The sequence below is a fragment of the Pseudomonas sp. S3_B11 genome (assembly GCF_054667715.1).
Genome location: NZ_CP162749.1, coordinates 6,486,887 through 6,499,675, shown reverse-complemented (window position 1 = coordinate 6,499,675; position 12,789 = coordinate 6,486,887). Strand labels below are relative to the sequence as shown.

General features: G+C 61.6%; 10 protein-coding genes. 8 read left to right on the top strand and 2 right to left on the bottom strand.

What is annotated here, in order from left to right; translation table 11 throughout:
• Positions 1–10 precede the first annotated feature (10 nt).
• Together AB4O22_RS29135 and AB4O22_RS29130 are read left to right on the top strand one after the other, a co-directional pair.
• On the top strand, positions 11–1,174 hold the full coding sequence (locus tag AB4O22_RS29135; protein ID WP_013694421.1) for a gamma-butyrobetaine dioxygenase: 1,164 nt from the start codon (positions 11–13) through the stop codon (positions 1,172–1,174).
• 381 nt (positions 1,175–1,555) lie between these two features.
• On the top strand, positions 1,556–1,819 hold the full coding sequence (locus tag AB4O22_RS29130; RefSeq protein WP_018612353.1) for a hypothetical protein: 264 nt from the start codon (positions 1,556–1,558) through the stop codon (positions 1,817–1,819).
• An 81-nt stretch (positions 1,820–1,900) separates the two neighbouring features.
• Here the strand turns inward: AB4O22_RS29130 and gbdR are convergent, their stop codons facing one another.
• Positions 1,901–3,004, bottom strand: coding sequence for a choline metabolism transcriptional regulator GbdR (gene gbdR / locus AB4O22_RS29125; protein WP_003177576.1), 1,104 nt, complete (start codon positions 3,002–3,004; stop codon positions 1,901–1,903).
• Positions 3,005–3,518: 514 nt separating this feature from the next.
• Positions 3,519–4,895: an L-serine ammonia-lyase gene (locus AB4O22_RS29120; RefSeq protein ID WP_223472173.1), complete on the bottom strand. Its 1,377-nt coding sequence runs from the start codon at positions 4,893–4,895 to the stop codon at positions 3,519–3,521.
• Positions 4,896–5,319: 424 nt separating this feature from the next.
• On the opposite strand from AB4O22_RS29120, the gene AB4O22_RS29115 reads away from it, so the two are divergent.
• The 6 genes from AB4O22_RS29115 (at position 5,320) to betA (ending at position 12,695) form a co-directional block, all read left to right on the top strand.
• Positions 5,320–6,267 carry a choline ABC transporter substrate-binding protein gene (locus AB4O22_RS29115; RefSeq protein ID WP_003206353.1) on the top strand — a complete coding sequence of 316 codons (948 nt, stop codon included), beginning with the start codon at positions 5,320–5,322 and terminating at the stop codon, positions 6,265–6,267.
• Positions 6,268–6,338: 71 nt separating this feature from the next.
• Positions 6,339–7,184 (top strand): choline ABC transporter permease subunit, encoded by an 846-nt coding sequence (choW, locus tag AB4O22_RS29110; RefSeq protein ID WP_003206355.1) that lies wholly within the window; start codon positions 6,339–6,341, stop codon positions 7,182–7,184.
• Positions 7,181–8,359 carry a choline ABC transporter ATP-binding protein gene (choV, locus tag AB4O22_RS29105; protein WP_003206357.1) on the top strand — a complete coding sequence of 393 codons (1,179 nt, stop codon included), beginning with the start codon at positions 7,181–7,183 and terminating at the stop codon, positions 8,357–8,359. The genes choW and choV overlap by 4 nt, the downstream gene beginning before the upstream one ends.
• A 311-nt stretch (positions 8,360–8,670) precedes the next feature.
• Positions 8,671–9,291 (top strand): transcriptional regulator BetI, encoded by a 621-nt coding sequence (gene betI, locus AB4O22_RS29100; RefSeq protein ID WP_003206359.1) that lies wholly within the window; start codon positions 8,671–8,673, stop codon positions 9,289–9,291.
• An 80-nt stretch (positions 9,292–9,371) separates the two neighbouring features.
• Positions 9,372–10,844: a betaine-aldehyde dehydrogenase gene (gene betB / locus AB4O22_RS29095; protein ID WP_223472172.1), complete on the top strand. Its 1,473-nt coding sequence runs from the start codon at positions 9,372–9,374 to the stop codon at positions 10,842–10,844.
• A gap of 147 nt (positions 10,845–10,991) precedes the next feature.
• Positions 10,992–12,695, top strand: coding sequence for a choline dehydrogenase (gene betA / locus AB4O22_RS29090; RefSeq protein WP_223472171.1), 1,704 nt, complete (start codon positions 10,992–10,994; stop codon positions 12,693–12,695).
• Positions 12,696–12,789 lie beyond the last annotated feature (94 nt).

The window sequence follows — 12,789 nt, the reverse complement described above, 5'->3', positions numbered from 1 at the left end:
GGAGATCGCCATGAACACCGCCGCCGCCTTTGCCGACTTCCGCCGTTACCCCCTGATCTCCCCATTGACCGCCGCCACACCGTTGACCGACCGGGTGCAAGTGACGTGGGCCGATGGCCGGGCCAGCCCCTTTCATCACCAGTGGCTGCGGGACAACTGCCCTTGCCCTCAATGCGTCTACAGCGTCACCCGCGAGCAGGTGCTGGAAATCGTCGACGTCCCTGAAGACATCACCCCCCGCGCAACCTACCTCGATGACGAAGGCTGCCTGTGCGTGGACTGGCAGGACGGCCACCAGAGCCGTTTCGATCCGGGCTGGTTGCGCGCCCACGCCTACGATGATCAGTCCCGAGCCGAGCGCCTGGCGAACAAGCCCCGACGCCAACTGTGGCGGCACGACCTGCAATTGCCAGTGTTCGACTACCCGGCGCTGATGGACGACACCGATGCGTTGTTGCAATGGTTGCTGGCGGTGCGCGACATCGGCCTGACCCAGGTGCGCGGCGTACCCACCGAACCCGGCTCGCTGAAACGGATTGCCCAGCGCATTTCCTTTATTCGCGAGAGCAACTTCGGTGTGCTGTTCAATGTGCAGTCCAAGGCCGATGCCGACAGCAACGCCTACACCGCTTTCAACCTGCCGCTGCACAGTGATTTGCCGACCCGGGAATTGCAGCCGGGGCTGCAATTCCTGCATTGCCTGGTGAATGACGCCGACGGCGGCGAGAGCATTTTTGTCGACGGGTTTTCCATTGCTGAAGCGCTGCGCCAGGAAGACCCCGAGGCCTTCGACGCGCTGTGCCGGATCCCGGTGGAGTTTCGCAACAAGGACCGTCGCAGCGACTACCGCTGCCTGGCGCCCATCATCGCCCTGGACGCCCTCGGCCAGGTTTCGGAAATCCGCATGGCGAACTTCCTGCGTGGGCCGTTCGACACCACGGTCGAGCAGATGCCCAAGCTTTACCGCGCCTACCGCCGCCTCATTGCCCTGACCCGCGAGCCACAATTTCGCCTGATACAGCGTCTCGAGCCCGGCCAGCTCTGGTGCTTCGACAACCGCCGCACGCTCCACGCCCGCAATGCCTTCGACCCGGCTTCCGGGGCCCGGCATTTCCAGGGGTGCTATGTGGATCGGGATGAGTTGTTGTCGCGGATTCTGGTGTTGCAGCGCTAGACCGCGTCATCGTTCATCGCGAGCAAGCTCACTCCCACAGGGGTTCTGCGTCGTTCACAAAATCTAATGTGGGAGCGAGCTTGCTCGCGATGACAATCCACCAGACACCCAAGCTTTCCCTGATTCACAGGCAAAAAAATCCCCGATCAAGCCGTGACAGGATCGGGGCAGGTTGCGTTACTGGAGGAGCTGTCGCGCGAGGGTGACCAAACCATCGTGATTCAGCTTGAGGTCAGTGTGCCCAGTCCAGCCCCGTGCAAGTTAGCCGAAAACGACGCCTCCATAGTCATTCATGACATTGCGACCATTTGCCCTTGCCGCCGCTTCGGGTCGCTACCAGAATCGAGACACGACCCCAATCCCTGAACAAGGAAAAGCGTCATGATGTACGCCGATTTGATCGACCAGGAAGACCTGCTGGGCCATCTCAAGGCCCTGGGTCTGCAAATACCCAGTGGCTCCACCGCCGAGCAGGCATGCGAGTGCGCCGTGCGGGGGCTGGACACTGTCCGTGCCAATGACTTGCGGCGGATGGTCAAGGAGATGTACACCAGCAGCGCCACCATCCTGCCGGCCGTGCGCCAGGCGATTGATAAGCAGCTGTTGCCTGCGTTGATGCAATACCAGCAGAACCATAGCGCCTGACAAACCAATGGCTCCCGCAGGATCTGTGTCGTTCACGAAACCTGTGGGAGCGGGCTTGCTCGCGATAAAGGCGCTGCGGTCTTAGAGCCTCACACTGGCAAACGTCGATTCATTGCGCGCCTGGCTCAGCGCCGACAGCGGGCCGGACAATGGCGACAGCACCAGCGCCTGCGGCAGCGGCATCATCGCCACCTGTTGCGTGGTGTTGGAACCGACGCGCTCGTCCCGTGGCGGAATGCCGAAGTATTCGCGGTAGCACTTGGAGAAGTGCGGAGTGGAGACGAAGCCGCACACCGAGGCCACTTCGATGATCGACATCGGCGTCTGCTTGAGCAGTTGCCGTGCACGGATCAGCCGCAGCTTGAGGTAATAGCGCGATGGCGAGCAGTGCAGGTATTTCTGGAATAACCGCTCCAGCTGACGCCGGGACACGGCGACGTACACCGCCAGCTCGTCCAGGTCGATCGGCTCTTCGAGGTTGGCCTCCATCAGCGCGACGATTTCCTGCAACTTCGGCTGGTTGGTGCCGAGCATGTGCTTGAGCGGCACACGCTGGTGATCCTGTTCGTTGCGGATACGCTCGTAGACAAACATTTCCGAGATCGCTGCCGACAGTTCACGACCGTGATCGCGGCTGATCAGGTGCAGCATCATGTCCAGCGGCGCGGTGCCACCGGAGCTGGTGAAGCGGTTGCGATCAAGGGTGAACAAACGGGTGCTCATCGACACCCGTGGGAAAGCTTCCTGCATTGCCGCCAGGCATTCCCAGTGCACGCTGCAATCGAAGCCGTCCAGCAGGCCGGCGCAGGCCAGGGCCCAACTGCCGGTACAAACCGCGCCGAGGCGACGGGATTGGCGGGCCTGGCTCTGCAGCCACGACACGTGTTCGCGGGTCACGGTGCGCTGGATGCCGATGCCGCCACAGACGATGACAGTATCCAGGGCCGGCGCCTTGTGCATCGAGGCGTCGGGGGTGATCTGCAAGCCGTCGCTGGCCCAGACCTGGCCGCCATCGACCGTAAGGGTGGTCCACCGATATAGCTCGCGACCGGACAGTTGGTTGGCCATGCGCAGCGGTTCTACCGCGGACGCCAGGGAAATCAGCGTGAAATTGTCCAGCAGCAAAAAGCCGATGGATTGAGGCGCACGGTTCTGGGGTTGGGCCCCGGAGTTGGACGTCGTCATCGCGGTATCTCCTCACACAAAGCGGGTGATGGCCTCAGGCGGAGGCTCTTTTTATTGGTTATTGCCCTCGTTCTCACAAAGGAGCTGGGCTTTACAGCAATAGAGCAATTGCCATGCCTAAAATTGAATACGCGTTCAATAAATCCTGAAAACGACATCACGACCTGTCTATATAAGGCGTACATCGAGTACGGGTTATGAGCGCCATCAATGGCGGCAGGCACCTGCCACAGCGGACCGTGAGCAGTTCGGTAGCACTTGTGGGTACTGGGCTGCGCCGCTTGCGCAACGAGTATCACCACAGGTGCGGATGACGGACGGTCGAGCGCGATTCAGTGGTTGGCTCGACAACAGGGGGCTTGTCTGTTTGCGACGCGCTAAAAGGTGGCGCGTTTGCAGATTGGTGTTCATTTTGTGAGCGGTTTTCGCTCTTGTGAATAAAGGGAATCATCTGTGGGAGCAAAGCTTGCTCCCACAGAGAATCCCCTTGCTACAGAGGATGCGAGAACGCGATTCAGCACTCCACCGCACTGACCGCCAAGCCGCCGCGCGAGGTCTCTTTGTATTTGTCATGCATGTCGGCACCGGTATCACGCATGGTGCGAATAACCCGGTCCAGGGAGATGAAATGCTGGCCATCCCCGCGCAGGGCCATTTGGGCGGCGTTGATGGCCTTGACCGCGGCGATCGCATTGCGCTCGATGCACGGCACCTGCACCAGGCCGCCCACTGGGTCGCACGTCAGGCCGAGGTTGTGTTCCAGGCCGATTTCCGCCGCGTTGCACAGTTGCTCCGGCGTGGCCCCGAGAATTTCCGCCAGGCCCGCCGCCGCCATGGCGCAGGCCGATCCCACTTCGCCCTGGCAACCGACTTCGGCGCCAGAAATAGATGCGTTCTTCTTGCACAGGATCCCGACCGCCGCCGCACCGAGGAAATAATCCACGACGTTGGCGTCGGTGACCGCCTCGCTGAATTTCATGAAGTAATGCAGCACCGCCGGAATGATCCCCGCCGCGCCATTGGTCGGCGCCGTGACCATGCGTCCGCCGGCGGCGTTCTCTTCGTTGACCGCCAAGGCGAACAGGTTGACCCACTCCATGGCGCTGAGGGTCGAGCCGATGACATTGGGTTTGTTCAGTTCTTGCAGGCTGCGATGCAACTTGGCCGCCCGTCGACGAACATTCAAGCCGCCCGGCAGGATGCCTTCGTGCTTGAGACCCTGCTCGACGCAATCCTGCATGGCCCGCCAGAGCTTCATCAGGCCGCTGCGGATCTCGTCTTCCGAACGCCAGACCTTTTCGTTGGCCATCATCAACTCGGCCACCCGCAGGTTGTGGCTGCGGCACAACTGAAGCAACTCTTCGGCGCTGGAAAAATCGTAAGGCAGTTCGGTGCGATCCAGGTCCACCACACCGCTGGCGGCCTGGGCCTGATCGACGACGAAACCACCGCCGACCGAGTAATAGGTGTCGCGGTGCAGCTCGCCGTCGGCGGCCTCGGCCACCAGCGTCATGGCGTTGGGATGGAATGGCAGGTTTTCGTCGATCAGGCGCATGTCCCGGGACCAGATGAACGGCACCGACAGGCGACCGTCCAGCAGCAGGGTCTGGGTGTCGCGCAGTCGCTCGATGCGTACACCAATCTGCGACGGATCGATCGCGTCCGGCCACTCGCCCATCAAGCCCATGATCACCGCGTTATCGCTGCCATGGCCGATGCCTGTGGCTGAAAGCGAACCGTAGAGCTGAACTTCCACCCGCGCTACTAGTTCCAAAAGTCCTCGTTCACGCAAACCTTGCACGAACAAGGCGGCGGCCCGCATCGGGCCCACGGTGTGTGAGCTGGACGGGCCGATACCGATTTTGAACAGGTCGAACACGCTGATTGCCATTGCCGAAAACCTCCAGAACAGGCACATCCGGGCGCAGGAGCGTCCGGTGACGGAGCTGCTACGCTCAACGCCGGGATGGCCGCATCATCCGGTTTTTGCCTTGGGGTCCGACGTCTGACACCGACGCAATCATGCCCAGCAACGCCGCCCCGTCCTGGCCCCGGTTTTGCGCCGTTTTTCTGCGTATCAGGGGCCCGCCAGGGGCGGAAAAAATCTGTAAACGACGTCACCGACACTGGATGCGACCCTCCCTGTACTGGATACGACCCACCCTGTAGGCGTCAGATTTGCACTGGTACATGATCGGTTACGGCTCGTTTGCAAGGCCGCGTGTCAGAGAGTGCCCACGCGCCACCAACCGCAACATCCAATAAGCGCGGTTGTCCTGACCGGACACCGCCGATAAAACACCAGGAGTCCACCCATGAAAGGTTCCACATCGTTGTTGTTGGCCGCCATGCTGAGTCTTCCGATGCTGGCCAACGCTGCTGAACCCCAACAGTGCAGCACCGTCAACTTCTCCGACGTCGGCTGGACCGACATCACCGTGACCACCGCCACCACCAGCGTGGTGCTGGACGCCCTCGGCTACAAGACCAAGACCACCATGATTTCCGTGCCGGTGACCTACAAGTCCCTGGCCGACGGCAAGAACATGGACGTATTCCTCGGCAACTGGATGCCGACAATGGAAAACGACATCAAGGCCTACCGCGAAGCCGGCACCGTGGAAACCGTGCGCACCAACCTCAAGGGCGCCAAGTACACCCTGGCCGTGCCTCAGGCTTTGTATGACAAAGGCCTGCACGACTTCGCCGACATCCCCAAATTCAAGAAAGAGCTGGACGGCAAGATCTACGGGATCGAGCCCGGCAACGACGGCAACCGCCTGATCCAGAGCATGATCGAAAAGAACGCCTTCGGCCTGAAGGACGCGGGCTTCAAAGTCGTCGAGTCGAGTGAAGCCGGCATGCTTTCGCAGGTCGACCGCGCCGCCAAGCGTGGCACCGACGTGGTGTTCCTCGGCTGGGCGCCACACCCGATGAACACCCGCTTCAAGATCCAGTACCTGACCGGCGGCGACGACTTCTTCGGCCCCGACTTCGGTGCCGCAACCGTGGCGACCAACACCCGCAAGGGCTACAGCCAGGAATGCAGCAACGTTGGCCAGCTGTTGAAAAACCTGGAGTTCACCGTCGACATGGAAAGCACGCTGATGGGCAACGTGCTCGACGACAAGATGAAGCCGGAGGCTGCCGCCAAGGCCTGGCTGAAGAAAAACCCACAGGTACTCGATACCTGGTTGGCTGGCGTGACCACCATTGACGGTAAACCTGGCCTGGACGCCGTGAAAGCCAAGCTTGCGCAGTAACTGCTTATGTTATGCCGGGCGGGTTCGCTCGCCCGGGCTGTTTATTCCCTTGCATGCGGACGTTCACTACCATGCTCATTGATCAGAAAATACCCTTAGGCCAGTACATTGCCGGCTTCGTCGAATGGTTGACGCAACACGGCGCCAGCACCTTCGACGCAATCGCACTGTTCCTGGAAACGATGATTCACGGCGTGACGTTTGCGCTGACCTGGTTCAATCCCCTGGCCCTGATCGGCCTCATTGCGCTATTGGCGCACTTCATCCAGCGCAAATGGGGCCTGACCGTATTCGTCATTGCGTCCTTTCTGCTGATCCTCAACCTGGGTTACTGGCAAGAGACCATGGAAACCCTCGCCCAGGTGCTGTTCGCGACCCTGGTTTGCGTACTGATCGGCGTGCCGCTGGGCATTGTTGCCGCGCACAAGCCGATGTTCTACACCCTGATGCGTCCGGTGCTCGATCTGATGCAGACCGTACCGACCTTCGTTTACCTCATTCCTACCCTGACCCTCTTCGGGCTGGGTGTGGTCCCAGGCCTGATCTCCACGGTGGTGTTCGCGATTGCCGCGCCCATCCGCCTGACCTACCTGGGCATCCGCGACGTACCGGACGAACTGATGGACGCTGGCAAAGCCTTCGGCTGCTCCCGTCGCCAGCTCCTGTCGCGTATCGAACTGCCCCATGCGATGCCGAGCATCGCGGCTGGTATCACCCAGTGCATCATGCTGTCGTTGTCGATGGTGGTGATCGCCGCACTGGTGGGCGCCGATGGCCTGGGCAAACCCGTGGTCAACGCACTGAACACGGCCGATATCGCCCTGGGCTTCGAAGCCGGCCTGGCGATCGTGCTGCTGGCGATCATGCTCGACCGAATCTGCAAACAACCCGACGCCAAAGTAGGGGGTGACGCATGAGCATAATCCGTTTTGAAGACGTTGACGTGATCTTCTCCAGGGATCCACGCGAAGCCCTCAAGCTGCTCGACCAGGGCATGACCCGCAACGAAATCCTGAAGAAAACCGGGCAAATCGTCGGCGTGGAAAAAGCCAGCCTGGACATCGAGAAAGGCGAAATCTGTGTCTTGATGGGCCTGTCCGGCTCCGGCAAATCCAGCCTGCTGCGCTGCATCAACGGCTTGAACACCGTCAGCCGCGGCAAGCTGTTCGTCGAACACGAAGGCCGGCAGATCGACATCGCCTCCTGTACCCCCGCCGAACTGAAGATGATGCGCACCAAGCGCATCGCCATGGTGTTCCAGAAGTTCGCCCTGATGCCTTGGCTGACGGTGCGCGAGAACATCAGCTTCGGTCTGGAAATGCAGGGCCGTCCCGAGAAAGAACGGCGCAAGCTGGTGGATGAGAAGCTGGAGCTGGTGGGCCTGACCCAATGGCGCAACAAGAAGCCCGATGAATTGTCCGGCGGCATGCAGCAACGGGTCGGCCTGGCCCGCGCCCTGGCGATGGACGCCGACATCCTGCTGATGGACGAACCCTTCTCGGCCCTCGACCCGCTGATCCGCCAGGGTCTGCAGGACGAACTGCTGGAGCTGCAACGCAAGCTGAGCAAGACCATCGTATTCGTCAGCCACGACCTCGACGAAGCCCTGAAGCTGGGCAGCCGTATCGCGATCATGAAAGACGGCCGGATCATCCAGTACAGCAAGCCGGAAGAAATCGTGCTGAACCCGGCGGACGACTACGTGCGCACTTTCGTCGCCCACACCAACCCGCTCAACGTCCTGTGCGGTCGCAGCCTGATGCGCACCCTGGACAACTGCAAGCGCATCAACGGTTCGGTGTGCCTGGACCCGGGCGGCGACTCCTGGCTCGACCTCGCCGAAGGCAACACCATCAAGGGCGCCCGGCAGAACGGCGCGGCACTGGACCTGCAAAACTGGGTACCGGGCCAAGCCGTCGAAGAGCTGGGTCGGCGTCCGACCCTGGTGGACTCCAACATCGGCATGCGCGACGCGTTGCAGATTCGCTACCAGACCGGCAACAAACTGGTGCTCCACGATAACCAGCAAGTCGTCGGGATCCTGGGCGACAGCGAGCTGTACCACGCGCTGCTGGGCAAGAACCTGGGCTGAGCCAACGCCAGCAAAAACGCCGCGAGATGAACGCGGCGTTTTTGTTTGGGTGGTTCTGAACTGCTGACTAGCTTGACCTGGAATGCAAATCTCCTCGCCACAACAGCATTCCAGCGATCAAGCGCATTTGGCCTGCATGCCAACCGACGAGTGTTATAAAGACATCCCCAAAAGTCCTCGCCCCGGCAAATAGCGACGACTTGTCATGAACTTATTTTTTGTTGATTGAACGTTCAATCAAAACAAAATAGACTGGCTTTCGTTCCGGCAGACGACATTCGTGCGCCGGATGGCCTAAGGAGATGTGCTAGATGCCCAAGGTCGGTATGCAACCCATCCGCCGCCAACAACTGATCGAAGCCACGTTACAAGCGGTCGATCAAGTCGGCATGGGGGACGCCAGCATTGCGCTGATCGCCCGTTTGGCCGGTGTCTCCAACGGCATCATCAGTCACTACTTTCAGGACAAGAATGGCCTGATCGCGGCCACGGCCCAGTACCTGATGACTGTCCTGAGCGAGAACGTCACCGCACGCCGCCAGGCGCTGGAGGACACAAGCCCCCGGGCTCACCTCAAGGTGATCATCGAAGGCAACTTCGACGCCAGCCAGGTCAATGGCCCGGCAATGAAAACCTGGCTGGCCTTCTGGGCCACCAGCATGCACCACCCGTCTTTGCACAGGTTGCAGCGGATCAACGATCACCGTCTGTATTCCAACCTGTGTAGCCAGTTCCGCCGCGTGTTGCCCGTCGATCAGGCGCGCAGCGCGGCACGGGGCCTGGCCGCGCTGATTGACGGCTTGTGGCTGCGCGGAGCGCTGTCGGGAGACGCGTTCGATACCGCCCAGGCGCACCAGATCGCTTACGAATACATGGATTTCCAACTGGCCAAAGCAGGGGCACCAGAGCACACAGAACCGCTCGACTCCTGAACCGCCGCCGAACCGCGTAGTCAGCTATAAACGACACGCTCCGGTGGTCAGCCAACCACTTATGCACTTGCGAGGACTTTATGGCCCGTTTCGAACTGCAAAAACTCTACATCGATGGCGCGTACAGCGATGCCAGCGGCGACGCCACTTTCGAAGCCATCAACCCTGCCAACGGTGAGGTCCTTGCCCAAGTGCAGCGTGCGACGTTCGAGGACGTCGAGCGCGCCGTGGTCAGCGCCGAAAAGGGCCAGAAAGTCTGGGCCGCCATGACCGCCATGCAGCGTTCGCGCATCCTGCGTCGCGCCGTCGACATCCTGCGCGAGCGCAACGATGAGTTGGCCGCCCTGGAAACCCTGGACACCGGCAAGGCCTACTCCGAAACCCGCTACGTCGACATCGTCACTGGCGCCGACGTGCTGGAATACTACGCCGGCCTGGTGCCTGCCATCGAAGGCGAGCAGGTTCCGCTGCGCACCACTTCATTCGTCTATACCCGTCGCGAGCCCCTGGGCGTAGTGGCCGGTATCGGCGCGTGGAACTACCCGATCCAGATCGCCCTGTGGAAATCCGCCCCGGCCCTGGCAGCCGGTAACGCGATGATCTTCAAACCGAGCGAAGTCACCTCGCTGACCACCCTGAAACTGGCCGAAATCTACACCGAAGCCGGCGTTCCAGCGGGTGTGTTCAACGTCCTGACCGGCAGCGGCCGTGAAGTCGGCACCTGGCTGACCGAGCACCCGCGCATCGAAAAAATCTCCTTCACCGGCGGCACCGACACCGGCAAGAAAGTCATGGCCAGCGCCTCGAGCTCTTCGCTCAAGGACGTGACCATGGAACTGGGCGGCAAGTCGCCGCTGATCATCTTCGACGACGCCGACCTGGATCGCGCCGCCGACACCGCGATGATGGCCAACTTCTACAGCTCCGGTCAGGTCTGCACCAACGGCACCCGCGTGTTCGTGCCGAGCCACCTCAAGCCCGCCTTCGAAGCCAAGATCGCCGAGCGCGTGGCACGCATCCGCATCGGCAATCCTGAGGACGAAAATACCAACTTCGGCCCACTGGTGAGCTTCGCCCACATGGAAAGCGTGCTGGGCTACATCGAGAAAGGCAAAGCCGAAGGCGCTCGCCTGCTGTGCGGCGGCAGTCGCCTGACCGACGGCGAATTGGCCAAGGGCGCGTTCGTCGCCCCGACCGTGTTCACCGATTGCACCGACGAGATGACCATTGTGCGTGAAGAAATCTTCGGCCCGGTGATGAGCATCCTCACCTATGACACCGAAGAAGAAGTGATCCGCCGCGCCAACGACACCGACTTCGGCCTGGCCGCTGGCGTCGTCACTCGCGACCTGAACCGCGCCCACCGTGTGATCCACCAGCTCGAAGCCGGTATCTGCTGGATCAACGCCTGGGGTGAGTCGGCCGCTGAAATGCCGGTCGGTGGCTACAAGCAATCGGGCGTGGGCCGGGAGAACGGCATCAGCTCGCTGAACAACTTCACACGCATCAAATCGGTACAGGTCGAGTTGGGCGATTACACGTCGGTGTTCTGATCTGGCATTGCTTCGCCGGCCAGGCCGCCATCGCGAGCAAGCTCGCTCCCACATTGGGATGAGATCTCCTGTGGGAGCGAGCTTGCTCGCGATCGAGTGCAAAGCACTCGCCAACCCTGAACCCAATTCCAGAAGAGGGTGCATTTCATGTCCCAAACATTCGATTACATCATCATCGGCGCCGGTTCGGCCGGTAACACCCTGGCTACCCGCCTGACCGAAGACGAAGGCGTCACCGTCCTGCTGCTCGAAGCCGGCGGGCCGGACTACCGCCTGGACTTCCGCACACAAATGCCCGCCGCCCTGGCGTTCCCGCTGCAAGGCCGGCGCTACAACTGGGCCTACGAGACCGACCCGGAGCCACACATGAATGGCCGCCGCATGGAATGCGGTCGCGGCAAGGGCCTGGGCGGTTCTTCGCTGATCAACGGCATGTGCTACATCCGCGGCAACGCCCTGGACTATGACAACTGGGCCAAGCTGCCGGGCCTGGAAGACTGGACCTACCTCGATTGCCTGCCGTATTTCCGTAAAGCCGAAACCCGCGACATCGGCCCGAACGATTACCACGGTGGCGACGGCCCGGTCAGCGTGACCACGCCCAAGGCCGGCAACAACCCGCTGTTCCACGCCATGGTCGAAGCCGGCGTACAGGCCGGTTACCCGCGTACCGAAGACCTCAATGGCTACCAGCAGGAAGGTTTCGGCCCGATGGACCGTACCGTGACGCCCAATGGCCGTCGCGCCAGCACCGCACGCGGTTACCTGGACATCGCCAAGAAGCGCTCGACCCTGACCATCGTCACCCACGCCCTGACCGACAAGATCATCTTCGAAGGCAAGCGCGCGGTCGGCGTGCGTTACCTGGTAGGCGCCGCCGAAGAGCGCGTCGAAGCCCGGGCGCGCAAGGAAGTGCTGCTGTGCTCCGGCGCCATCGCCTCGCCGCAGATCCTCCAGCGTTCCGGTGTAGGCCCGGCGAAGCTGCTGGAAAGCCTCGACATCCCGGTGGTTCACGATCTGCCAGGCGTCGGTGAAAACCTGCAGGACCACTTGGAGCTGTACCTGCAATACGCCTGTACCCAACCGGTTTCGCTGTATCCGTCGCTGCTCTGGTACAACCAGCCGGCCATCGGTGCCGAGTGGCTGTTCAACGGCACCGGGATTGGCGCCAGCAACCAGTTCGAGGCTGGCGGTTTCATCCGCACCCGTCCGGAATTCGATTGGCCGAACATCCAGTATCACTTCCTGCCGGTGGCGATTAACTACAACGGCAGCAACGGGGTGAAGGAACACGGTTTCCAGGCGCACATGGGTTCCATGCGCTCGCCAAGCCGCGGCCGGATCCGGGCCAAGTCCAAGGACCCACGCCAGTACCCGAGCATCCTGTTCAACTACATGGCGACCGAGCAGGACTGGCAGGAATTTCGCGATGGCATCCGCCTGACCCGCGAGATCATGCAGCAGCCGGCGCTCGATCCGTTCCGTGGCCGCGAGATCAGCCCGGGCATCGAGGTGCAGACGGACGAGCAGTTGGACCAGTTCATCCGCGAGCATGCCGAAACCGCGTTCCACCCGTCCTGCTCGTGCAAGATGGGCACCGACGACATGGCGGTGGTGGACGGCGAAGGCCGCGTGCATGGCATGCAAGGGTTGCGCGTGGTGGATGCCTCGATCATGCCGATCATCACCACCGGCAACCTCAACGCGCCGACGATCATGATCGCCGAGAAAATCGCCGACAAGATCCGCGGCCGCCAGCCTCTGCCACGCAGCACCGCACCGTACTTCGTGGCCGGCGATGCGCCGGTGCGTGGCAGGCCAATGCGTGAAGTCGGGCCTACCGCCCAGTAAGACTCAGGGCCGCATCGCGAGCAGGCTCGCTCCCACAGGGGATTGGTGGTGAACACAGATTTTGTGACCACCCAAGATCCACTGTGGGAGCGAG

What these genes read in the sequence shown, in the direction of transcription:
- AB4O22_RS29135 (WP_013694421.1), top strand. Translation starts at nt 11, where the DNA reads ATGAACACCGCCGCCGCCTTTGCCGACTTCCGCCGTTACCCCCTGATC.
- betB (WP_223472172.1), top strand. Translation starts at nt 9,372, where the DNA reads ATGGCCCGTTTCGAACTGCAAAAACTCTACATCGATGGCGCGTACAGC.
- betA (WP_223472171.1), top strand. Translation starts at nt 10,992, where the DNA reads ATGTCCCAAACATTCGATTACATCATCATCGGCGCCGGTTCGGCCGGT.
- AB4O22_RS29120 (WP_223472173.1), bottom strand. Translation starts at nt 4,895, where the DNA reads ATGGCAATCAGCGTGTTCGACCTGTTCAAAATCGGTATCGGCCCGTCC.
- betI (WP_003206359.1), top strand. Translation starts at nt 8,671, where the DNA reads ATGCCCAAGGTCGGTATGCAACCCATCCGCCGCCAACAACTGATCGAA.
- choW (WP_003206355.1), top strand. Translation starts at nt 6,339, where the DNA reads ATGCTCATTGATCAGAAAATACCCTTAGGCCAGTACATTGCCGGCTTC.
- gbdR (WP_003177576.1), bottom strand. Translation starts at nt 3,004, where the DNA reads ATGACGACGTCCAACTCCGGGGCCCAACCCCAGAACCGTGCGCCTCAA.
- AB4O22_RS29130 (WP_018612353.1), top strand. Translation starts at nt 1,556, where the DNA reads ATGATGTACGCCGATTTGATCGACCAGGAAGACCTGCTGGGCCATCTC.
- AB4O22_RS29115 (WP_003206353.1), top strand. Translation starts at nt 5,320, where the DNA reads ATGAAAGGTTCCACATCGTTGTTGTTGGCCGCCATGCTGAGTCTTCCG.
- choV (WP_003206357.1), top strand. Translation starts at nt 7,181, where the DNA reads ATGAGCATAATCCGTTTTGAAGACGTTGACGTGATCTTCTCCAGGGAT.